Source organism: Allobosea sp. P1_A7, from assembly GCF_056406775.1.
Window position 1 is genome coordinate 1 of record NZ_JBFTZN010000129.1, and the last position, 21,331, is coordinate 21,331.

Below are 21,331 nucleotides of genomic sequence, written 5' to 3' on the forward strand. Positions count from 1 at the left end.
GCGCGCCGCAGGCGCGGGTGCGGCAGGGGCTGCCATTATGCAGGGTCGGCCGGCCCCTGACGCCGATCCAGCGGTCGCCGGTGACGGGATGGTCGATGATGCCGATGATCGGCTCGCCCTCGCGCATCAGCGCGATCAGCGTGCCATAGACCGGCAGGCCGGCAATGAAGGCGGCGGTGCCGTCGATCGGGTCGAGCACCCAGACCAGATCGGCGTCGGAATTCGCGGAGGCTTCCTCCTCGCCGATGATGCCATGGCTGGGAAAGCGGTCGGCGATGCGCTCGCGCAGGCGCCGTTCGATGCGCGCATCGAGCGCGGTGACGAAGCTGCGGTCGGGCTTGACCTCGACATCGGGCCGGACGGTTGCCGCCTCCCGCAGGATGCTGCCGCTCTCCTGCGCCAATTGCCAGGCGAAGGCGAGCCAGCTGTCTTCCTCTTCCTTGGAGCGCATCCCCGCCTCACCACCGCTTCGAGATGTCATCAGAATGTCATGATACAAGAAAAATACAATAAGTATTTTGCTTCGCCGACTATGGAATTGAGCGCCGTGCGGGCTCGGGACGAGGAGTAATGCGCGGAAAAACCGCCGGGCCGCGCCCCGCCGCCCTTAGGGAATGCCGATTCGGCGCGACACAGCGGCCCCAACGCCCCGCGAAAACTTGTTAGCCGGGAAGCAAGCGCAYGGCCAGCGCGGCGTTCACCCGCCGCCGCGCTCCGTCGCTTCTGAGCCGTCCCTTATTTGACGACGAAGCCGTGGGCGAAGGGGTCGCGATCGTCGATGAAGATCGTGTTGATGCCGGTCATCCGGGCCCAGCCGGCGATGGAGGGGATGATCGCCGGCTTGCCCGCGACGGTGGTCGCTGCCTCGACGCGGCCGTTGAACAGCGAGCCGATGATCGATTCGTGCACGAACTCGTCGCCGACCTTGAGCCGGCCCTTGGCCGCGAGCTGCGCCATGCGCGCCGAGGTGCCGGTGCCGCAGGGCGAGCGGTCGATCGCCTTCTCGCCATAGAACACGGCATTGCGCGCATGCGCTTCCGGCTTCGTCGGCTTGCCCGTCCACTGGATATGGCTCAGGCCGCTGATCTGCGGATGCTCGGGATGGACGAACTCGTATTTGGCATTGAGGGCGGCGCGCAGTTTTGGCGACCAGCCGACGAGCTCGCCGGCGGTATGGTCGGCCATATCGCGAAAATTCTTCTGCGGCTCGACGATCGCATAGAAATTGCCGCCATAGGCGACATCGACCACGATCTCGCCGAGCCCTTCGACCTCGGCCGTCAGGCCTTCGGCGGCGAGGAAGCCCGGCACATTGGTCAGGCGCACCTCCTCGACGAAGCGGCCCTCCTGGCGATAGGTGATGTCGACCTTGCCGGCGGGCGCCTCGATCGAGAGCTTGCCCGGCTCGCGCGGGGTGATCAGGCCGTTCTCGATGCCCATGGTGATCGTGCCGATGGTGCCGTGGCCGCACATCGGCAGGCAGCCGGAGGTCTCGATGAAGAGCACGGCGACGTCGCAATCGGGCCGGGTCGGCGGATAGAGGATCGAGCCCGACATCATGTCGTGCCCGCGCGGCTCGAACATCAGGCCGGTGCGGATCCAGTCGAACTCACGCAGGAAATGCGCGCGCTTCTCCAGCATGTCGGCGCCTTCCAGCCGCGGGCCGCCGCCCGAGACGAGGCGGACCGGATTGCCGCAGGTATGTCCGTCGATGCAGGAGAAGGTGTAGCTGGCCATGGTCCGGGCCCTTCAGAAGCGCTGCGAGGAAAAGGGGGCAAGGTCGATTGCGGGCTCGCGCCCGGTCAAGAGATCGGCGACGAGCCGGGCGGTCCCTGCCGATTGGGTCAGGCCGAGATGGCCGTGGCCGAAGGCGTGGATCACGCGCGGCGTGGCCCGCGCCCGCCCGATCGCCGGCAGGCTGTCGGGCAGCGAGGGGCGAAAGCCCATCCACTGCACGCCGCCCTCGGACTTCAGGCCGGGCAGGAAGAGGCGCGCCTTCTTCAGCATCGCCTCCGAACGGGCGAAATTCGGCGGCAGATTCAGGCCGCCGAGCTCGACGGCGCCTCCGACGCGGATGCCGGTCGAGAGCCGGGTGGCGACGAAGCCGTGGCCGCCGAAGGTGATCTGCGTGCGCAGGTCGAAGGCGTCAGTGGGGAGGGTGGTGTTGTAGCCGCGCTCGGTTTCGAGGGGAATGTGCTCTGCGAGGCTGCGGGCGATCAGATGGGAGAAGGCGCCCGCTGCGATGACGACCTGCGGCGCGCAGCGTGTGCCGCCGTCGCGCGAATGGATCGCGACAGTATCCCCGAGTGGCGTGAGGCCCGAAACATCGAGACGCTCGATCACGCCACCCCGGCTGCGGAACGCCTCCGCGAGGGCAAGGGTGTAGAGTTTGGGATCGGCAATCGAGTACCAGCCGGGCGTGAAGGTGCCATGCGTGAAGCGCGGCGCAAGGCCGGGCTGGATCTCGGCCATGCCGGCGGCATTCAGATGGCGGAAGGCGACGCCGTGCTTTTCCCGCGCCTGCCAGCCGGGAAGCGAGGCTTTCAGCTCGGCTTCGCTCTCGTAGACCTGGAGGTTGCCCTCCTTGCGCAGCATGTAGCTGGTGCCGGTGGCCTGCAGCAGCGGCTCGAGCTCGGCTTTCGACAGGTCCATCAGGGCCGTCTGCGCCGCCGTGGACTGCTCCACGTTCCGGGGCGAGCAGGCTCGCCAGAAGCGATACATCCAGGGGGCGATCTGCAGCGCATAGCGCGGCGGCACCGAGAGCGGCCCGAGCGGGTCGGCGAGCCAGCGCGGCGCCTTCTTGAGAATGCCGGGCGATGCGAGCGGCAGGATATCGGTGAAGGCGAAGGCGCCGGCATTGCCGGCTGACGCGCCGGCCGCCGGTCCTTCGCGATCAAGCACGATGACCGACAGGCCGCGCCCCTGCGCCGCGATCGCTGCGGAGAGGCCGACGACGCCGGCGCCTATGACGATGACATCGGGATCGGCCATCAACGAAGACCTGCTTGGCTCAATCGGCGAGCGGACGCGGCGCAGAGATGGATCACTTCTTTCGGCAGCACATTGCCGATGCCGGTGATCGCGCCCGTCGCGCCGCAATTCACATAGCCATGGACGACGGCGGTATCGACGCCGATCATCAGCGAAACGTCATCGTCGCCGCTGGTGATGGTCTCGGCGGCGTAGCGCATGTCGGCGGGACCGCCGAATTCCTTGAAGCCGACGAGGTTCTTGTGCTCGGCCCGCAGGGCGAAGAACAGGTCGGCCCGCGTCGCGAAGCCATAATAGGGGCTGTTATAGATCACCGCCGGCAGATCCGGCGCAGCCGAGAGGATCGCCTTGAAATGCGCCTTCTGGGCGAGGAGGACGGTGCCGCGGGACAAGACGCGCGGGATCACCATCAAGCCCTGGGCGCCGACCTTCTGCGCATGGGCCGCGTGAGCCACCGCTAAAGCGGTGTTGACCGCGCCGGTGCCGACGATCACCGGAATGCCGGCCTTCACCAGGCGCTCGACGCCTTCCATGCGCTGGGCATCGGTCAGCAGCGGCCAATCTCCCATCGAGCCGCAATAGACCACCGCCGACATGCCTTCAGCGATCAGCTCCTTGCCCTTGCGCACCAGGGCATCGAAGTCGGGGGTTCGATCCGCCTTGCACGGGGTCATCAGCGCGGGGATCACACCGGAGAAAATCTTGGCCTTCATGTCGATCTCCTTCTGGCTTGCCGAATGGTGGAGTTCGCAGCGCCGCAAGGGCGACGATGCTCGTCTCTGCGTCCTGATATATCTGTTTGCATATTATTTGTCGACAAGAATTAGGCGAGCGTCCTAAAGGGCAATCTCCAGGCGCTCGTCGCCGACCATAAGCTTCTGGATTTGCTGGACGATCWGATCGGCGTGGGCCTTGCCGAGGCGCTCTGCTGCGACGACGTCCCGGGCGATGATCGCGGCGATCATCGCTTCATGCTCCTCGACGAAACGCTGCGGCAGCCGGTCCTCGTAGGACTGATAGTAGAGCCTGAGGAAGCGCCGCCCTTCATCGAGCAGGCGGCTGAACAGGCTGTTGAAATACGGGTTGCGGCCGGCCTCGGCGATGGCGGAATGAAACGCCGCGTTCGTCGCGATCATCGCCAGCGCGTCCTGCGCCTGCACGGCGGCGGCGAATTCCTTCTGCCGGGCGCGGATGGTGACCAGATCCTGCGGGCGATGATGCTGTGCCGCGAGCTGCGTCGTCACCCGGTACATCAGCACGAGGGCGTCGAAGAACGGCGACATGTTGAGGAAATCGAGGTTCGACACCATCGTCGAGCGGTTGGGCAGCGTGTCGATCAGCCCTTCGCCCGCCAGCCGCACCAGCGCCTCGCGAATGGGCGTGCGCGACATCTTGAATCGCTCGGCGAGCTGGACTTCGTCGATCGGGCTGCCCGGCGGCAGCACGAGGTCGAGGATCTCGTCCCGCAGCAGATCATAGACGACCTTCACGCCCGAGCCGCGCTTGCGCTCGGGAGCGGCGGCAGATTGTTTCGTCGTCTTCATCGGCAGATCCTCTTGTCGACAAGAAGGATACTGGCGGCGCCAAGGCGGATCAATCGCTTCGAGGGGCGCCTTGCGCACGCAACGAAACGAAACTCGCCTGACGCACAGCCAAAGCGGGAAGGGCGGGCCCGCTCTGGGCCCGCCCTGAAGATCGATGGCGACGGTGATGGATCGGCTCGACCGTCCTGGTCCGGTCACTTCGCGTTGGCGGCTTTCTCGATGATCTCGGCGACGACGGCCGGCTTCGAGACATAGACGGCATGGCTGCCCTTGGTCTCGACGACGGTTGATCCGGCGCGCTTGGCCATCTGGTGCTGGGCCGGGGGCGGGATCATGTGGTCGTCGCTGGCGACGAGATAGAAGCTCGGCTTCATCTTCCAGGCCGGATTGGTGACCGCGCCGGCCAGCGCCGCGACGCCCCAGGGCACCTGCGAATCCGCCATCAGGGCGGCGGTGTCGGCATCGACATCGGCGGCGAAGGCGGCGGCGAACCTAGCCTTGTCGAGGGCGAGGAAGCCGTCGACGGGCGGCAGGATCGGCGGGACTGATGCGCCGGGAGGCGGGTTGGCGATCAGCGAGGAGACCGACTCGCCCTGATCCGGCGCGAAGGCGGCGATGTAGACGACCGCCTTGACCTTCGGATCGGTGCCGGCCTCGCTGACGACGACGCCGCCATAGGAATGGCCGACCAGGATGACCGGGCCATCCTGCTGGGCGATCGCCCGCTTGGTGAAGGCGACATCGTCGGCCAGCGAGGTCGTCGGGTTCTGGACGATGGTGACGCTGTAGCCCTTTTTCCGGAGGATATTGTAGACGCCCTGCCAGCCCGAGCCGTCGACGAAGCCGCCATGGACGAGGACGACGTTCCTGACGGCAGGGGCGGCCTCGGCGGCGGTGCCGGCGACGACGGCGGAGAGGGCAACGGTAGCGGAGAGGGCGGCGGCAGCGATCAGGGACTTGGTCATGACGGTGGCTCCTTCCTGTTTCTGCGATAATCATTATCGCGATATGTAACTCGATACAGAGGCCCCGCGGCCTTGTAAAGCGATTTCTTTATCGCGATATTGTTTTTCGAGATCTGGGCCCGCGAGGCCCCTGGAGGATGCCGATGACCGATGCCCCGACGCTGCCGCTCGACGGCCAGCTCTGTTTCTCGATCTATTCCGCCTCGCTGGCGATCCAGCGCGTCTACAAGCCGATGCTGGACGCGCTCGGCGTGACCTATACGCAATATCTCGTGCTGAGCGCGCTCTGGGAGCGGGACGGCCTGACGATCGGGGCGATCGGCGAGCGCCTCGCGCTCGAGCCGAGCACGATCACGCCCGCGGTCAAGCGGCTCGAGGCGGCGGGCTTTCTCGCCCGTCGGCGCAGCACCATCGACGAGCGTCTGGTCGAGGTCCATCTCACGGAGAAGGGCAGGAGCCTGCATCCCAAGACAGGGTGCCTGACCGATGCGCTCTTGCGCCATTCCGGCTTCGCCGTGCCCGAGATGATCGAGCTCAACAGCCGCGTCCAGGCCCTGCGCCAGGGCATGCGCGACGCAACCGGCGCCCACCAGGCGGCCGGAGCGGAGGGCGTGGAATGACCATGTGATCGACCGCCTGGCGCTATCGCTCCATCGCCTCGAGATTCCCGAGCACGCGAYGGAGTAATGCGATCAGCGTCTGCAGGTCTTCAGCCGAGAGACCACGCGTCATCTCTTCATTGCTCTGCTGAAGGATCGCCCGTCCCGCCGGCAGGCGGTCGCGTGCCTCCTGCGTCAGCGAGATCAGGCTGCTGCGGCGATCGGCCGGATCGGGCTCCCGCCGGATGATGCCGTCACGCTCCATGCGCGCGAGAAGCTGCGCCATTGTCGGCTGTTCGACCCTTGCCCAGCGCGCGAGCTCGGTTTGCGATCGACCGTCCCCGTCTTTCAGGGCGGCCAGCACCGGAAGCTGAGCGGTGGCGAAACCGATCTTTCCGAGGCGTAGATCACCGATCCGGGCCAGGCCGCGCGCGATCCGGCTGAAATAATGGCCGGGATAGGCCATCGGGTCCCAGTCCTCGGATGTCATTGCATAGGCTCCTATGTTGTTATATAGGCTCCTATGTATATTGAGGATCCTGTCATGACAACCAGACCGAAAATCGCGATCATCGGCGGCGGCCCCGGCGGGTTGATGCTCGCCCGGCTCCTTCTGTTGCGCGGGCTTCAGCCGACAGTCTTCGAGCGGGATCGCCATGCCGGTGACCGGCCACAGGGTGGCTCGCTCGATCTCCACGCCGAGACCGGCCAGCAGGCTATCGCCCGGGCTGGGCTCGAAGCCGAGTTTCGCGCCGTGGCGCGGCCCGAGGATCAGGGCGACCGGCTCTATGACCAGAACGGCACGCTGTTGTTCGACCGCGACGGTGCCGGAGACAATCGACCGGAGGTCGACCGGACCGCCTTGCGCCAGATCCTGCTCGGCTCGCTTGCGCCCATGACGCTGCGTTGGGCGAGCAAGGTCGATGCCGTGACACCGATCGAGGCGGGCGGGTTTGATGTCGTCGTCGACGGAATCTCGGAACGCTTCGATATCGTCATCGGTGCGGATGGGGCATGGTCGCGTGTCCGCGCCCTGCTCTCCGATGCCCGGCCGCTCTACGAGGGGGTAACGCTGGTCGAGTTCGGCTTCGCTGCCGAACGCCATCCCGACGTCGATGGGTTGGTCGGGAGCGGCAAGATGTTCGCCGTCGGCGACAATCGGGTGCTGATCGCGCAACGCAATGGACACCGCCATATCCGCGGCTACGCGGGTCTGCGTCTTCCCGAGGCGGAGGCGCGCGATTGGATGTCGCTCGGCGACGATCGCATCCGGGCAATGCTGCGCGATCGTTTCGCAGGTTGGGCGCCGTCCCTCGTCCATCTCATCGACAGTGGCGAGCTTATCGCCGTCCGCCCGCTCTATGCGCTGCCGATCGATCATTCCTGGCAAAGCAGGGTGGGGCTGACCTTGCTTGGGGACGCAGCCCATCTGATGTCGCCCTTCGGCGGCGAGGGCGTGAATCTGGCGCTCGCCGATGCCGTCGACCTGGCAGACGCGCTGACAAGCGGAGATGGATGGGGCGCGGTTGCCGCTTACGAAGCCGCGATGATGCGACGGGCGAGACCTGCCGCGGAAGGCGCGGCCGAAGGACTGGCTGGTGCGGTGTCGGCCGAGGGCGTCGCGGCCGTTCTGGATCATTATCGCCAGCGGGTCGAAGCCTGACATGCTCCTGGAGGCATTCATCGGCCCGGACTTGACGAGCGCGATCTGGCGACGCTGTTGATTGCGGCGGCTTCCGCTTAATCTCGGCCGACCCGAAGATTGGCCGGCGGCGAGAAGCCGACAGCTCCGGCAAGGCGAAGGCGGCGATGGTGGCATTTCTGATGGATGGCCCGGCTGAGGCGAGGACAACGATCCTCCTGGCGCATGGCGCGGGGGCTCCGATGGATTCCGCTTCGATGACGGCCAACGCCGGCGCTCTGGCTGCGGCCGGTCTTCGCGTGGCCCGGTTCGAGTTCGGTTACATGGCAGGTCGGCGGACATCAGCTGGTCGAAAGCCACCGCCGCGCGCCGAAACCCTGATCTCGGAATATGCCGCCGCCATCGGCGCGCTTGATTGCAAGGGACCGCTCATCATCGGCGGCAAATCGATGGGTGGACGTGTCGCCAGCATGCTGGCCGACGAGTGGCACGCATCCGGCCGGATCGCCGGCCTGCTCTGCCTTGGCTATCCCTTCCACCCGATCGGCAAGCCCGAGCAGCTGCGCACGGCGCATCTCGAGACCATGAAGACGCCGACGCTGATCGCCCAGGGGACGAGGGACCTGTTCGGAACGCGCGAGGAGGTGTCGGCTTACACGCTCTCCAGCGCCATCGAGATCCTCTGGCTCGACGATGGCGATCACGACCTGAAGCCGCGCAAGGCGGTCTCGGGCTATTCCATCGACGACCATCTGAGGACGCTGTCGAACAAGGTCGCCGCCTGGGCGGATAGCCTCACGGCATAGGGGCACGGCCGGCGCGGGCAGGGGAAGCGGCGCGACCCCGGGCCCGGCGCCGCTTCGTCGGTCTGGCCGGCCTCAGGTTCCGTCCGGCCCGCTGCTTTTGAGTTCCCAGGTCAGGATCGCGAGAGCCAGGTTCTCAAGCTCCAGCTCGGCCATCGGATGGTGGGCGGCGGCGTGGAGATCACGCGCCCTGGCGCAGGCGCGAATATAGTCCGCCTCCGAGCTCAGCATCACGGAGCGCCGGTTCGGGTAGCCTGGCGCGCGGTTCCGCCGGCGGTCGGGTCGCTCTTCACGCATGCATGGCCATGCCGGTTCGTGAGACGATACTGCTCATGCCTTAGAGTGAGGCCGGTTCACGCCAATCRCAACCCCGAGATTACCATTGGGCGCGAATCGTCCAACGGCACGCGAATTCGAGGGCGTGCTTCAGCCAGGACGCAGGTCCCCGCCAGGGCATCATCTCTCCGGAGTGGGCGAGGGCGGTTCCGATCAGGTCCCGCCTATTGACGCACCAGGATGATCTCGGAGGTCTGCAGGATCGGGCCGCCGGGCGTGAGGTTATCCGCGACGGTCATCCGCAGGATGCCGCGGCCGTCATTCTGGATGACCATCGCGGCCTGCGTGTCGCCATTGACCGGGCGCGGCCACTCGATGCGAAGGTTCAGGGTGTCGCCGCTGCGCGTGCCGCTGAGCCGGGCGGGGCCGATCCGGGCGCCGGTATAGGTGCCGTGATAGGTGCCGGAGCGCGGATCATAAGTGACATCGATCGCGACCGGGCGCACGAAGATCAGATAGGCGCGGCAGCTGCCTTGCGCGCTGATCCGATTTTCGGTGGGCCGCCCCATGATCGAACAGGTCACGTGCCGCGGCTGGCTGCCGCCGTCGCGCTGGACCTTGCCGGAGCCGGACCAGTCGCCGCGAAAACGCTCGAGAAAGTCGGATTCGGCAGCGCGGGCAGGATTGCAGACGAGGATGACAAGGAGGCAGCACAGGCAAGCCGCCGCGATGCCGCAGCGTGTCGCCCTGCCGATGACCCGGTGCTGCAGGATCGCCCTGGAAGCCAGTTGGACCGGAATGCCGGGCGTAAGAGTGTCCGCGACCGTCATGCCGAGCCTCCCCGGCTCTGGCTGCCTTGAGCCCGGCTAGCGTCTGGAGCCTAGCGACTGCGGCCCTCTCAACGGGCCCGGCAGGGCCGGTCCTCGTTCACGGGCGCCTGATCACGGCAGGGGTGTTCGCTCCCGCAGTCAGCCTTTGCGCGGCGAGCACCACCTCGAGGCGGTTGCGCGCGTTCAGCTTGGCCATCAGATTGGTCATGTAACCCTTGACGGTCTTGGCGCTGAGCGACAGCTCGCGGGCGATTTCGTTGTTCATCTTGCCGAGCAGCAGCAGATTGACGATCTGCTGCTCCCGGACGCTGAGCCTGTTGCTGACCGCCTTCTGTCTTTCGAGGGTCYTTTCTTTCAACGCACAGATCAGCTTGGTCGCGAAGGAGGGCGTGACATAGACATCGCCTCGCTGTGCCGCCTGAAGAGCCTGGAAGAGGTCTTCTCCGGGACTGCCTTTCAGGACATAGCCCTTGGCCCCGGCATCCAGCGCCCTGATCGCGTCTTCCGTGCTGGCCGAGGCGGTGAACACCACGATCTTCGTCTCAGGAGCGATCTTCAACGCGTCCGCAATCGCCTGGAAGACATCCCCCGCCATGCTGAGATCGACGATCATCTCATCCGGGCGATGCGTTCTGGCGATCGGCACGATGTGATCTGCGACAGTCCCCGTCGCGGCGAGCATGAAACCGCCCCAGCGTTTCAGCAGCACGGCGATCCCCTCCATCAGCATGGGGTGATCATCGACGATCGCAACCGAAAGGTCCGGCATGGCTGACCTCTGCACTCTACCCCCAAGCCTGACCGGATGGTTGCGTAGTCAACGCTCTTTGTAAATCCTCTCAAAATGAGAACAATCTCGATTCAATCGGGTCGACAAACCTGTCTTGCTAAACCTTAGGTAGAAGAGTTCCGTTTTCTGCGCCTGAGGTTGTGGCTGGCGGCAGGCGGGAGGGCATTCTGCCGCCGCTGYGGCGGTCACCCGGGCCGGCTGAGACCAGCAATGGCAATCTCGTTCAGCGCAATCGTCAGGTCCGCCCATCCCCGTCAGGTCGGGCGCCGGCCCATCTCGCCAAGCGTTTAGTTTAAAAATATTCTAGTTATAGATTTGAGTATTTCTAAGTTATTGAAGTATCGTGACAAATCGCCGCGCAGTCTGTAACTGGTCGCTATTCTGCACGAGGACAGATGCGGTGGATCTTCTGAGCACGCGATCGATCAGGAATAATATCCGGCGTGACTGGAGCCGCCCGTCGGCCAAGCCCATGTATTGCGGAATCATGAGATCTTCTTGTTCAGCCGGTCTGCGCATCTCGGCGCGCGCGATAACCAGCGATTGCTTGAGCCGATCCGCACCAGAACCGTCTTCCTGGAGCATGAGCCGATCATGGGCGGTCGGGCGAGGGGAGGCCGCCGGTTGAACACTGGCGGCTGGGCCAGGACCGCTGCGCCATCCCCATGCGCAAACGGCAATCGATAGAGCGAGGATCATGATGGACAGGCATTCACAATCCGTGCCGGGCTGGTTTGCTTGGCTGACCCGGCGCGTGGCGCTCATGGCCGCCCTGGCCCTGCTTGCCGCACCGGGCATCCGCAGCGCGCAGGCTGCCGACACCATGATCGAGGTGACCGACCTTGCCGGCCGCACCGTCAAGGTCAAGAAGGGCGTGCAACGGGCCATCCTCGGCGAGGGCCGGCTATTCTCCGCGACGGTCGTGCTGATGGGCAAGGACAAGCCCTTCGCGCGGCTCGCCGCCATCGGCGACGATCTGCCGAAATTCGACCCCGACACCTGGAACCGCTACCTGGCGGATGTCCCTGCCGCCAAGTCGGTGACATTGGTGAGGGCGCTCGCCTCGAGCGATTTCAGCGTGGAGAAGGCGATCACGCTTGATGCGGACCTCGTCATCCTGTCGCTCGGCTTCCTGGACAAGGCGATGCAGTCCGGTGTCGTCGACAACCTGGCCAAGGCCGGCATTCCGACGATCTTCATCGATTTCCGCGAGCGCCCGACGCAGAACACCGTGCCGAGCATGCTTCTGCTCGGCCGGGTCTTCGACCGCATGGACGCGGCCAATAGCTTCATCGACTATTATTCGCAGCAGATGCGGCGGGTCTACAACGTCACGACGCGGCTGAAGCAGGATCAGCGGCCGCTGGTCTTTGCCGAGCAGGCTGCCGGCCTCAACCCGTCTGCCTGCTGCCAGTCCTTCGGCAATTTCAACTTCGGCGAATTCGTCTCCGAAGCCGGCGGCATGAACTGGGGATCGAAGTATTTTTCCGGTGCCGGCGGCATGGTAATCCGGAGAAGATCATCGTCGATGATCCGCAATTCCTGCTGATGACCGGCGCCAACTGGTCGAACAGCAACCCCGGCAATATCGCCGTCTGGCTCGGCTACGAGACCCAGCCTGAACGCGCCGCCGCGCAGTTCAAGGGCCTCGTCGCCCGGACCGGATTTCCGGGGCTGACGGCCGTCAAGAACAGGAAGGTGATGGCGATCTATCACCAGTTCTACCAGAGCCCGTATCACTTCGTGGCCATCCAGGCGCTCGCCAAGTGGCTGCACCCCAACGAGTTCAAGGATCTCGACGCCCGGGCGACCTTCCAGGAACTGCATGACCGCTTCCTGCCGATCAAGCTGACTGGCAAGTTCTGGATCGAGATGAACTGATCGCCATGGCCCTGTCCGATATGCCGGCCTTCGAGCCGCCTGCCGATACGGCCAGCGAGCGCTATCGGCGGCGGGTGCTGGGCAAGCTCCTGCTCGCTGTCGGGGCGCTTGCGCTGCTCACGCTGGCGCTCGTGGTCGATGTCTCGGTGGGGCCCGGCAATTTCCCCTTGATGGATGTGGCGCGCGTCATCCTCGAACCGGGATCGATGGGCCCGAAGCTCGACGTGATCGTCTGGGATGTGCGCCTGCCCGTCGCGGTGATGGCCATTCTCGTCGGTGCCATGCTGGGCACTGCCGGGGCGCAGATGCAGACCATCCTCGGCAATCCTCTCGCCGATCCGTTCACGCTCGGCATCTCGTCGGCGGCGAGCTTCGGTGCGGCGCTTGCCATCGCGACCGGCGTCTCGCTCGTGCCTTTCGCGGGGGCCTTCCTGGTGACGGCGAACGCCTTCCTGTTCGCGCTCGCGACCTCGGCGATCCTGTTCCTGTTCACGCGGCTGCGCGGCGTCACCGTCGAGACCTTCGTGCTCGTCGGCATCGCGCTGTTCTTCACCTTCAATGCGCTTCTGGCCTTCATCCAGTTCCACTCGTCCGAAACCCAGCTGCAGCAGATCATCTTCTGGATGATGGGCAGCCTGTCGCGCGCCACCTGGACGAAGCTCGGGATCTGCGCCGGCCTGCTTGGAGTCATCCTGCCGTTCTGCCTGCATCGCAGCTGGATGCTGACCGCGCTCACCATGGGCGACGAGCGGGCCGCCGCCCTTGGCGTGCGCGTCGCGCGGCTGCGCCTCGAAATGCTGGTCTGCATCTCGCTGCTGGCCTCGACCGCCGTCGCCTTCGTCGGCACGATCGGCTTCATCGGCCTGGTGGGGCCGCATATCGCCCGGCTTCTGGTCGGCGAGGACCAGCGCTATTTCGTGCCGGTCGCGGCGATTGCCGGCGGCCTCATCCTGTCCGTCGCGTCGACGCTGTCGAAGGGCATTACCCCGGGGATCATCTATCCCATCGGCATCATCACCGCCCTCGTCGGCGTGCCGTTCTTCCTTAGCCTCGTGATGTCGATCCGCCGGGAGCGCTGGCAATGAGCCTTTCAATCGAGTCGATCGGTTTCGCCTATCGTGGCCGCGGCGACGTCTTCGACGGACTCAGCGCTCTGGGGCTCGAGCGCGGCACCGTCACCGCCGTGGTCGGGCCGAACGGGGTTGGAAAATCCACGCTGTTTCGCCTCGTGGCCGGGCTGCTGCGCCCGCGCGCCGGCACCATGCGGCTCGACGGGGCCGACCTTGCCGGAATGACATCGCGGCAGCGGCATGATGCGATCTTCTTCCTGTCGCAGCATGTCGCGATGCGGGCTGCGCTCTGCGTCTTCGATTATGTGCTGCTCGCCCGGAAAGCCCATGGCGGCCGCGCCACGCGCGAGGATCTGCGGGCGGTGGAGGAGGCGCTCGGCACGCTGCATATCGACCATCTCTCGGAGGTTCCGGTGTCGGACCTTTCGGGTGGCCAGCAGCAGCTCGTCTCCGTGGCCCAGGCCTTGGTGCGCGCGCCCAGCGTGCTCCTGCTCGACGAGCCGACAAGCGCGCTCGACCTGCGCCGGCAGTTGCAGGTGACCAATGTCATCCGCGAGACGACGCGGCGGCGCGGCCAGGTCACGCTCGTCGCCTTGCACGATCTGGCACTGGCCAGCCGCTGCGCGGATCGCTTCCTGCTGATCGACCGCAAGACCGTCGTCGCCGATGGCCGCCCCAGGGATGTCCTCTCCCATCCGGCGGCGTCGGACGTGTATGGCGTCGACATCACGCTGGAACAGGGTGCGACCGGCAATCTCCTGGTCGACACCACGCTGCGCGCCGGCACCGAGCGGCCGACGGCCTGAGAGGGCAGGGGGCGCCGCTCTTCGCCCAGGCCGATGGGCGTCGCATGCGCTCTGGCCGCGCCGACTGCGCCAACGGCCTTGGCGTCGGCCAAGCGACATTCATCCGTTCGGGGTGCCGCCCAGCCGCATCTGGCTCGGCGCCAGCCCGGTCCATTGCTTGAACGCATGCGAGAACGCGCTGACTTCGTGGAAACCCAGCAGCCAGGCGACCTTGGAGACATGGTGGTCGCCATCATTGAGATAGCGCAAAGCCAGATCACGCCGCAGTTGCCGCAGGACCTCCGAAAAGCTCAGCCCCTCCTCGGCGAGCCTTCGCGCCAGTGTCCGTTCGCTTAATCCAAGCTGGCGGGCGATGACTTCGGCGCGAACCTTGCCGTGAGGCAGCAGCGGAGCAATCGCATTCTCGACGCTCACCCGAAGCGGGCTCGCATTGGTCGTGCGGGATGATAGCGCCGCCTCGCAATAGGTCTGGAGGAGATCGTTGAGATAAGGGTCGGCATTCACGAGATGGCGTTCGCGCGCATCGGCCTGCAGAACGAATGCATCGGTCTCGGCGCCGAACTCCACCTTCGTCCCGGCAAACCGCGACATCGCAGAGGTGTCGCCCGATCGGTGATGCGCGATCGAGACGTGTTGTGGGACGAGATTTGCGCCGGTCAGGATGCGGCAGATCCTGATTGCTCCAAAAATGCAGAACTCGGCCTGGTGCCGATCGCAATGCCGGGGAAGGCCGGCATAGCTCAGCGTGACGGTGAACCCGCTTCCCTCGGCAATGCTGAAGACCAGCGCTTCATTGGTGATCGCGCTGTAGCGCGCAATCCGTTGCGTTGCGTCGCCGAGCGTTTGTGAGGATGCCATCACGTAGAACAGCAAGCCCATGGCTCGGGGGTCGAATTCCTGGGCCAGGGTGAAGCCGAGGCAATCATCACCCAGTGCCGCCGCGGCCCGGTCCAGGAATGCGACCTGACGCCGGGAGGGCACTCTCTGATCGTGATCGGCGAGCATGTCCTCGGTCAGGCCGACCTCGTTCAGGAGAGGCGCGGCCGGTATGCCGGCGCCGGCAAGACGCGCAACGGCAAGGCGCGAGATGCCCGCTAGCGTGGTCGGCAGGGAGGTCAGGTCGCGTGGCAAAGCCGCCGAACTCCCCTGCTCATGTCCGGGACGAGCAAAATCTTGGCCGAAATTAACAAGCGTCGGATGCTCCAGCAACGTATTTCAGGGATGTCCGGTCTGCGTGCGCGCACCGGCCACGCCTCGAAGGCAATAGGCCCAGGACAAACCAATAAGCCCAGAACAAACCTGTTGCGGAATTGGAGCCTATGGATGAGATCTCGCCGGCGTCTGGCCTCATTGAGCGCTGTCGGGATCATGATTTCTTCGACCGGTCACGCTGCGACCTTTGCCTGGGAATGTAGGTTCCCTAGCTTTCGCAATGCCCTGACCTTTGTTTGGGATACCGATAAAAGCTCCGCTTCCCTGATTGGCGGCGCGGGCTCGGCGACCTTGTGGCCGAATTTCGGCACGATTGCCTCCGGGCAGGCTGTTGTCTCATTCGCTGAGCCGACCTCTGGCGGAGCCATCCAGACGACAACGATCATCGTCAACACCGGAGAAGCGATTCATAGCCGCAATGCCATCGTCGGCGGGAAGTTTGTTCCCTCGCAAGATTCGGGTCAGTGCAGGCAAAGGCGCTGAATCTAAAATCTGCGCGCCTGCTAATATGCGTCAGTATTATCTTATTGATTTATGTTTATTAAATTAAGTTAATAATATTAATTGCGATTTACCAAAATATTGATTACAAAATTCGGCGTGCATATTCCTGAGGGATCCCGGCGCGATGCGCGTCTAAATCACCTATCGGCAGGAACGGTCACAAAGTTGCCGAACTCCCTGTCCATAGCGCTTCGATCAGCGAACAATGCAGTCTCAAATCGGGAGAGAAAAAATCTTTGGTAATTAGGAAAAAGAGGCAGAGCCGTCAGCAACATTTTTCGGGTACGCCGAGCCGACGTTGTCGAGGCCGATTTGCCATGAATGTTAAACTCAACGGTGATGCAGACTGTATGTTTGCGATACAGAATTTTGCTTCGCGTAACGGTCGTCACTCTCGGTCGGCGACGGGAAAGATTGTCGCCTGCGAAGTGGTCGTCATTTCCACTGTCGCGTTCCGGCGCGGCGCCGGCGTATCCGGACGACGCGCTAATACAGATCAGTCGTCAATGAATAGCCTGAGGCCTGACGCCGTTCCGTGGTTCTCCCGCGCGTTGAGCGGCGCGGTAACGCCTCGGCACGAGGCCGCTTGATGCGGCTCTGCCCGCAGCCTCACTCCTCATCGCAATGGCCGTAACGCCAGTTAACCCACGTTAGTCAAACAGCCTTGTCGCCTTCGGCATATCGAGACGCTGCGCTACGCAGGGCCTTCGCCATGCTTCGGGACAAGCTCCAGCAAAACGAGTTCTTTTCCGCCTCCACAGCCTCCGTGAGAGCCTTGATGTGCTCGTCTCCGGTCAGGCCGCGGCGCCCAAACCCAGCAAACAGACCAAGCCACAAGGGCCGCTGATCCTGCCGACGATGGATCCGGACCGCGAACGCACGGCTTGACCCTTACCCCCCGGAGTATCCCCATGAAGCGCATCGCCCCACTGGCGTTGCTTTCGCTTGCGGCCTTTGTCGAGCCGCCCGCCACGACCCTGGCGACCACGCAGCTCATTCTCACCGGCGTGCCGGTCGTCGTCGACGGCGACACGCTGGCGAGCGAGCAGCGCTGCCTCGCCGAGGCGATCTATTTCGAGGCGCGCTCCGAAGCGGAGGACGGGCGCGTCGCCGTCGCCCAGGTGGTGCTCAACCGGGTCAAGAGCGGGTATTATCCGGGGTCCGTCTGCGGCGTCGTCTATCAGAACCGCCACCGCAGGCTCGCCTGCCAGTTCACCTTCGCCTGCGAAGGCAAGTCGTTGCGCATCAAGGAGCCGGAGCAGTGGCAGGTGGCCCAGCGCATCGCACGTGAGGTTTACGAGGGCCGGACCTATCTCGTGGAGGTCGGCGATTCCACGCATTATCACGCCGATTATGTCCAGCCCTCCTGGGCGAAGAGGCTGAAGAAGATGGATGTGATCGGCCGCCACATCTTCTACAGCCGCGGCACGACCGGACTGGCCCATTCAGGGTGACCCGGACCTGAGGCCGGCGCTCGCTTCGCAATTGCGAGCGCGGCCCCTATAGGTTGCGCGGCGATCAGTCTCGCCGGGAGTCATGCCTATGGCCTATCTGTCCGATGCCCGCGCCCTCACGCTGGCCGATTTCGCCCGGATGAAAACGGCGGGCGAGAAGGTCGCGATGATGACCTGCTACGATTCGAGCTTCGCGAGCCTGCTCGAGAGCTGCGGTGTCGAGATCCTGCTCATCGGCGATTCCATGGGGAATGTGCTGCAGGGGCACGCCACGACCCTGCCCGTGACCATGGAGCAGATGGTCTATCACACGGCCTGCGTGGCGCGCGGCGCCAGGCGCGCCTTCATCATGGCCGACATGCCGTTCGGCTCGTATCAGGAAGGTCCTGCCCAAGCCATGCACAACGCCGCCAGGCTGATGGCTGCCGGCGCCCATATGGTGAAGCTCGAAGGCTCCGACTATGCCGTCGAAACCGTTCGATTTCTCGTCGAGCGCGGCGTCCCGGTCTGCGGCCATCTCGGGCTGACGCCGCAATCGGTGCACCAGCTCGGCGGCTACCGGGTCCAGGGCAAATCGGCTGATGCTGCGACCAAGCTCAAGGCCGACGCCGCCGCGCTGGAGCAGGCGGGTGCGCGCTTCCTCGTGCTGGAAATGGTGCCGTCGACGCTCGCCGCCGAGATTGGCGAATCGGCGCCGGTGTCAACTGCAATGGCCAGGTGCTCGTCCTCCACGACGCGATCGGCGTCTATCCCGGCAAGAGGCCACGCTTTTCCAAGGACTTCATGGTCGGCGCGGGCTCGATCCAGCAGGCGGTCGAGGCCTATGTCGCCGCGGTGAAGAGCCAGGAATTCCCGGGGGCGGAGCACAGTTACTGAGAGCCGGCTCCGGCCGCAGGGGCATGTGGCCGGCCGCCGATCTGTCGCTGCAATGCAGGCAGCGAGGGACGGACATTATCAGTCGGATGCGCCCGCTATCTCCGGGGCGGCCTCCGTTAGAATGGCCTCGGCGCGATCTTTCATTATATAAGTTGGAATATAACGATCGGCTTCGTCAATTCCTACCAGAACGCTTTCCTATCCTGACCTCCGCCTATCGGACGGTTGACAGCGGTGCCGGAACGGCCGGAACATGCCGAAAATCGCATGGCTGCCGGTAGTGACGCGCCTCGGCTGGCAATGACGGTGCGAAGCGGGTGGAAATGGATGCCGAGCATGGTCGAGACTGCGCGAGGCCTGCACGCTGATCGGATATATTCGACACTGAACAACGCTGCGGCAGTGGCGCAATCGGCCGTGGCGGCGTCCTGGTCGCGTTCCGCGGTCAGATACGGGCTCGATCCCAACCACGCCCGGCCGCCCTGGCGGCTCAGCCAGCATGAATTCGATGCCGCCTTCGAACGCCTGGATCCGCTGATCCGAGTGGCGCAGTCGACCCTTGATCGGCTCTTCCAGTCGGTCGGCGATGCCGGCTGCTGCGTGCTGTTCACCGATCGCGAGGGCGTGCCGCTCGATCGACGGGGCGTCGTCGGCGACGATGTCGATTTCCGCAATATCGGGCTCTGGACCGGAATGGTCTGGAGCGAGGCCAGCGAGGGCACCAACGGCGTCGGAACCTGCCTCGCGGAGGGGCGTCCGTTGACGATCCACCGCGACCAGCATTTCCTGACGCGCAATATCGGCCTGAGCTGCAGCGTCGCCCCGATCTGGGACGCGCAGGGGCGGCTGATCGCGACGCTGGATGTCTCGACCTGCCGGGCCGACCTGACGCCGGCCATGCTGAAGCTTGTCGCCAGCGCGACGCTCGAGGCGGCGCACAGGATCGAGGCTCATCATTTCCGGATGGTTTTTCCCAAGGCACGCATCGTCGTCGCCCAGGACCGCTTCGGCGGCGGCGGAGGTCTGCTGGCTGTCGACAAGGAGGATCTCGTCATCGGGGCGAGCCGGGCGGCGCGGCTGGCCTATGGGCTGACCGACGAGCGCCTCGCGCACCCGTTTCCCGCCGACGATCTCCTGGCGGGTGACGAGGCAAGGCCTGCCGAGGCGTTGAGCGCCGCCGAGCGCGGCGTCGTGCAGCGGGCTCTAGCGCGGGCCAATGGCAATGTCTCGGCGGCGGCGCGCATGCTCGGGGTCAGCCGCGCCACCATGCACCGGAAGCTGACAAGGCTCGGGCTCCAGCGCGGCCGGTGAGCGCACGGGTGGCCGAACATGCAATCTCTTCCAAAACCTGTCGCAAAGCTGAGACAGTCGGGCATCTGAAAGCGCCGCACGCCTCCTGACAACGCCAAGCATTGCGGCCGATCCTGCCCTCCAGGGCGCGGCCTCACAGCGCTGCGATGGAGGATGAGATGAACAAGCCCGAATTCAACCGCACGACCGCGACGCCGTTCAAGGCGCGCTATGGCAATTTCATCAACGGCAAATGGGCCGAGCCCCAGTCAGGGCGCTATTTCGAGAACACCTCTCCGGTGAATGGCCGGCTGCTCTGCGAGGTCGCGCGCTCCGACGCGAACGACATCGAGGCGGCGCTCGACGCCGCCCATGCCGCCAAGGGTGCCTGGGGCCGCACCAGCGCCGCCGAGCGGGCGCTGCTCCTCAACAAGATCGCCGATGTGATGGAGGAGAATCTCGCGCTTCTCGCGCTGGCCGAGACCTGGGACAACGGCRAGCCGATCCGGGAGACGACCGCTGCGGATATGCCGCTGGCGATCGACCATTTCCGCTATTTCGCCGGCGCGGTGCGCGCGCAGGAAGGCGGCATCTCCGAAATCGACCATGATACGGTCGCCTATCACTTCCACGAGCCGCTCGGCGTCGTCGGCCAGATCATTCCCTGGAACTTCCCGATCCTGATGGCGGTCTGGAAGCTGGCGCCGGCGCTCGCCGCCGGCAATTGCGTCGTGCTGAAGCCGGCAGAACAGACGCCCGCCTCGATCCTCGTCCTGGCCGAGCTGATCGCGGACATCCTGCCGCCGGGCGTCCTGAACATCGTCAACGGCTTCGGCCTGGAGGCCGGCAAGCCGCTCGCCTCGAGCAACCGCATCGCCAAGATCGCCTTCACCGGTGAGACCACGACCGGCCGCCTGATCATGCAATATGCCAGCCATAACCTGATCCCGGTGACGCTGGAGCTGGGCGGCAAGTCGCCGAACATCTTCTTCAAGGATGTGACGCTCGAGGATGACGATTTCTTCGACAAGGCAATCGAAGGCTTCGTCATGTTCGCGCTGAACCAGGGTGAAGTCTGCACCTGCCCGAGCCGCGCCCTGGTCCATGAGAGCATCTATGACCGCTTCATGGAGAAGGCGCTGAAGCGCGTCGAGGCGATCAAGCAGGGCGACCCGCTGGATAGCGCGACGATGATCGGTGCGCAGGCCTCGTCCGAGCAGCTCGAGAAGATCCTGAGCTATTTCGATATCGGCCGGCAGGAGGGCGCCGAGGTGCTGATCGGCGGGGCGCGAAACGAGCTGCCAGGCGATCTGGCGGGCGGCTATTACGTCAAGCCGACCGTCCTGAAGGGGCACAACAAGATGCGGGTCTTCCAGGAGGAGATCTTTGGGCCGGTCGTCTCCGTCACGACATTCAAGGACGACGAAGAGGCGCTCTCGATCGCCAATGACACGCTCTATGGCCTCGGCGCCGGCATCTGGACCCGTGACGGCAATCGCGCCTATCGCTTCGGCCGCGCGATCCAGGCGGGCCGGGTCTGGACCAATTGCTACCACGCCTATCCCGCGCATGCGGCCTTCGGCGGCTACAAGCAGTCCGGCATCGGTCGCGAGAACCACAAGATGATGCTCGACCATTACCAGCAGACCAAGAACATGCTGGTGAGCTACTCCCCGAAGAAGCTCGGCTTCTTCTGAAGCCCCTGGGGCTTCTCCTGAAGATGTTCAGCTTCTCCCTGAAGAAGCTGGCTTCTTCAGGCGTTTGCCCGCCCCTCCATGGGCACAGGCCCGGCACGCCC

At 64.9% G+C, this 21,331-nt stretch carries 22 protein-coding genes and 2 pseudogenes; 12 read left to right on the forward strand and 12 right to left on the reverse strand.

What is annotated here, in order from left to right:
• From AC1D34_RS21235 to AC1D34_RS21260, 6 genes and pseudogenes are all read right to left on the reverse strand, one after another.
• Positions 1–481, reverse strand: a 481-nt coding sequence (locus AC1D34_RS21235) for an inositol monophosphatase family protein (protein WP_476825239.1), incomplete at its 3' end; no start/stop codon positions are given.
• A 254-nt stretch (positions 482–735) separates the two neighbouring features.
• The gene (locus tag AC1D34_RS21240; protein ID WP_441504713.1) at positions 736–1,737 is read right to left on the reverse strand and encodes a 4-hydroxyproline epimerase; all 1,002 of its coding nucleotides are present in this window, start codon (positions 1,735–1,737) and stop codon (positions 736–738) included.
• Between the two features lie 12 nt (positions 1,738–1,749).
• Positions 1,750–2,991, reverse strand: coding sequence for an NAD(P)/FAD-dependent oxidoreductase (locus tag AC1D34_RS21245; protein ID WP_441504712.1), 1,242 nt, complete (start codon positions 2,989–2,991; stop codon positions 1,750–1,752).
• Positions 2,992–3,023: 32 nt separating this feature from the next.
• Positions 3,024–3,704 (reverse strand): annotated as a pseudogene (locus tag AC1D34_RS21250) (dihydrodipicolinate synthase family protein); the annotation flags it as partial.
• Positions 3,705–3,827: 123 nt separating this feature from the next.
• Positions 3,828–4,535 carry a GntR family transcriptional regulator gene (locus AC1D34_RS21255; protein ID WP_476825240.1) on the reverse strand — a complete coding sequence of 236 codons (708 nt, stop codon included), beginning with the start codon at positions 4,533–4,535 and terminating at the stop codon, positions 3,828–3,830.
• A 194-nt stretch (positions 4,536–4,729) separates the two neighbouring features.
• Positions 4,730–5,500, reverse strand: coding sequence for an alpha/beta hydrolase (locus AC1D34_RS21260; protein ID WP_441504710.1), 771 nt, complete (start codon positions 5,498–5,500; stop codon positions 4,730–4,732).
• 143 nt (positions 5,501–5,643) lie between these two features.
• Here AC1D34_RS21260 and AC1D34_RS21265 point away from each other — a divergent pair, with 143 nt between their 5' ends.
• Positions 5,644–6,120, forward strand: coding sequence for a MarR family winged helix-turn-helix transcriptional regulator (locus AC1D34_RS21265; protein ID WP_441504709.1), 477 nt, complete (start codon positions 5,644–5,646; stop codon positions 6,118–6,120).
• Between the two features lie 22 nt (positions 6,121–6,142).
• Here the strand turns inward: AC1D34_RS21265 and AC1D34_RS21270 are convergent, their stop codons facing one another.
• Positions 6,143–6,589 (reverse strand): MarR family winged helix-turn-helix transcriptional regulator, encoded by a 447-nt coding sequence (locus AC1D34_RS21270; RefSeq protein ID WP_476825241.1) that lies wholly within the window; start codon positions 6,587–6,589, stop codon positions 6,143–6,145.
• A 54-nt stretch (positions 6,590–6,643) separates the two neighbouring features.
• Between AC1D34_RS21270 and AC1D34_RS21275 the strand changes: the two genes are divergently transcribed.
• Both AC1D34_RS21275 and AC1D34_RS21280 read left to right on the forward strand, forming a co-directional pair.
• Positions 6,644–7,762, forward strand: coding sequence for an FAD-dependent oxidoreductase (locus AC1D34_RS21275; RefSeq protein WP_441504707.1), 1,119 nt, complete (start codon positions 6,644–6,646; stop codon positions 7,760–7,762).
• A gap of 146 nt (positions 7,763–7,908) precedes the next feature.
• A complete protein-coding gene (locus tag AC1D34_RS21280; protein ID WP_441504706.1) occupies positions 7,909–8,547 on the forward strand; it encodes an alpha/beta hydrolase family protein in 639 nt (212 codons plus the stop codon).
• 72 nt (positions 8,548–8,619) lie between these two features.
• Here the strand turns inward: AC1D34_RS21280 and AC1D34_RS21285 are convergent, their stop codons facing one another.
• The 4 genes from AC1D34_RS21285 to AC1D34_RS21300 form a co-directional block, all read right to left on the reverse strand.
• Positions 8,620–8,841, reverse strand: coding sequence for a hypothetical protein (locus AC1D34_RS21285; RefSeq protein WP_069876938.1), 222 nt, complete (start codon positions 8,839–8,841; stop codon positions 8,620–8,622).
• 203 nt (positions 8,842–9,044) lie between these two features.
• Entirely contained in the window at positions 9,045–9,650 is a 606-nt protein-coding gene (locus tag AC1D34_RS21290) for a hypothetical protein (protein ID WP_441504705.1), read from the reverse strand.
• 97 nt (positions 9,651–9,747) lie between these two features.
• Positions 9,748–10,419, reverse strand: a complete 672-nt coding sequence (locus AC1D34_RS21295; protein ID WP_476825242.1) for a LuxR C-terminal-related transcriptional regulator — start codon at positions 10,417–10,419, stop codon at positions 9,748–9,750.
• Positions 10,420–10,770: 351 nt separating this feature from the next.
• Positions 10,771–11,025 carry a hypothetical protein gene (locus tag AC1D34_RS21300; RefSeq protein ID WP_441504703.1) on the reverse strand — a complete coding sequence of 85 codons (255 nt, stop codon included), beginning with the start codon at positions 11,023–11,025 and terminating at the stop codon, positions 10,771–10,773.
• A 115-nt stretch (positions 11,026–11,140) separates the two neighbouring features.
• Here AC1D34_RS21300 and AC1D34_RS21305 point away from each other — a divergent pair, with 115 nt between their 5' ends.
• Genes AC1D34_RS21305 through AC1D34_RS21320 form a run of 4 tightly spaced genes read left to right on the forward strand, consistent with a single transcriptional unit; the run spans position 11,141 to position 14,197 of the window.
• On the forward strand, positions 11,141–11,989 hold the full coding sequence (locus tag AC1D34_RS21305) for an ABC transporter substrate-binding protein (RefSeq protein ID WP_441504702.1): 849 nt from the start codon (positions 11,141–11,143) through the stop codon (positions 11,987–11,989).
• On the forward strand, positions 11,989–12,321 hold the full coding sequence (locus AC1D34_RS21310; RefSeq protein ID WP_441504701.1) for a TroA family protein: 333 nt from the start codon (positions 11,989–11,991) through the stop codon (positions 12,319–12,321). Before AC1D34_RS21305 ends, AC1D34_RS21310 begins: the two co-directional genes overlap by 1 nt.
• An 11-nt stretch (positions 12,322–12,332) precedes the next feature.
• Positions 12,333–13,406 (forward strand): FecCD family ABC transporter permease, encoded by a 1,074-nt coding sequence (locus AC1D34_RS21315; RefSeq protein ID WP_441504855.1) that lies wholly within the window; start codon positions 12,333–12,335, stop codon positions 13,404–13,406.
• Positions 13,403–14,197 carry an ABC transporter ATP-binding protein gene (locus tag AC1D34_RS21320; protein ID WP_441504700.1) on the forward strand — a complete coding sequence of 265 codons (795 nt, stop codon included), beginning with the start codon at positions 13,403–13,405 and terminating at the stop codon, positions 14,195–14,197. Before AC1D34_RS21315 ends, AC1D34_RS21320 begins: the two co-directional genes overlap by 4 nt.
• Before the next feature lie 99 nt (positions 14,198–14,296).
• Here AC1D34_RS21320 and AC1D34_RS21325 read toward each other — a convergent pair whose 3' ends face one another.
• On the reverse strand, positions 14,297–15,328 hold the full coding sequence (locus AC1D34_RS21325; RefSeq protein ID WP_441504699.1) for an AraC family transcriptional regulator: 1,032 nt from the start codon (positions 15,326–15,328) through the stop codon (positions 14,297–14,299).
• Between the two features lie 42 nt (positions 15,329–15,370).
• On the opposite strand from AC1D34_RS21325, the gene AC1D34_RS21330 reads away from it, so the two are divergent.
• The 5 genes and pseudogenes from AC1D34_RS21330 (at position 15,371) to adh (ending at position 21,230) form a co-directional block, all read left to right on the forward strand.
• The gene (locus tag AC1D34_RS21330; RefSeq protein WP_441504698.1) at positions 15,371–15,892 is read left to right on the forward strand and encodes a hypothetical protein; all 522 of its coding nucleotides are present in this window, start codon (positions 15,371–15,373) and stop codon (positions 15,890–15,892) included.
• A 1,061-nt stretch (positions 15,893–16,953) separates the two neighbouring features.
• Positions 16,954–17,367 (forward strand): annotated as a pseudogene (locus tag AC1D34_RS21335) (cell wall hydrolase); the annotation flags it as partial.
• Positions 17,368–17,455: 88 nt separating this feature from the next.
• Positions 17,456–18,205 (forward strand): 3-methyl-2-oxobutanoate hydroxymethyltransferase, encoded by a 750-nt coding sequence (panB, locus tag AC1D34_RS21340; RefSeq protein WP_476825243.1) that lies wholly within the window; start codon positions 17,456–17,458, stop codon positions 18,203–18,205.
• Between the two features lie 374 nt (positions 18,206–18,579).
• Positions 18,580–19,554 (forward strand): GAF domain-containing protein, encoded by a 975-nt coding sequence (locus AC1D34_RS21345; RefSeq protein WP_441504696.1) that lies wholly within the window; start codon positions 18,580–18,582, stop codon positions 19,552–19,554.
• A gap of 158 nt (positions 19,555–19,712) precedes the next feature.
• The gene (gene adh / locus AC1D34_RS21350) at positions 19,713–21,230 is read left to right on the forward strand and encodes an aldehyde dehydrogenase (protein ID WP_476825244.1); all 1,518 of its coding nucleotides are present in this window, start codon (positions 19,713–19,715) and stop codon (positions 21,228–21,230) included.
• The last annotated feature ends 101 nt before the right edge of the window (positions 21,231–21,331 follow it).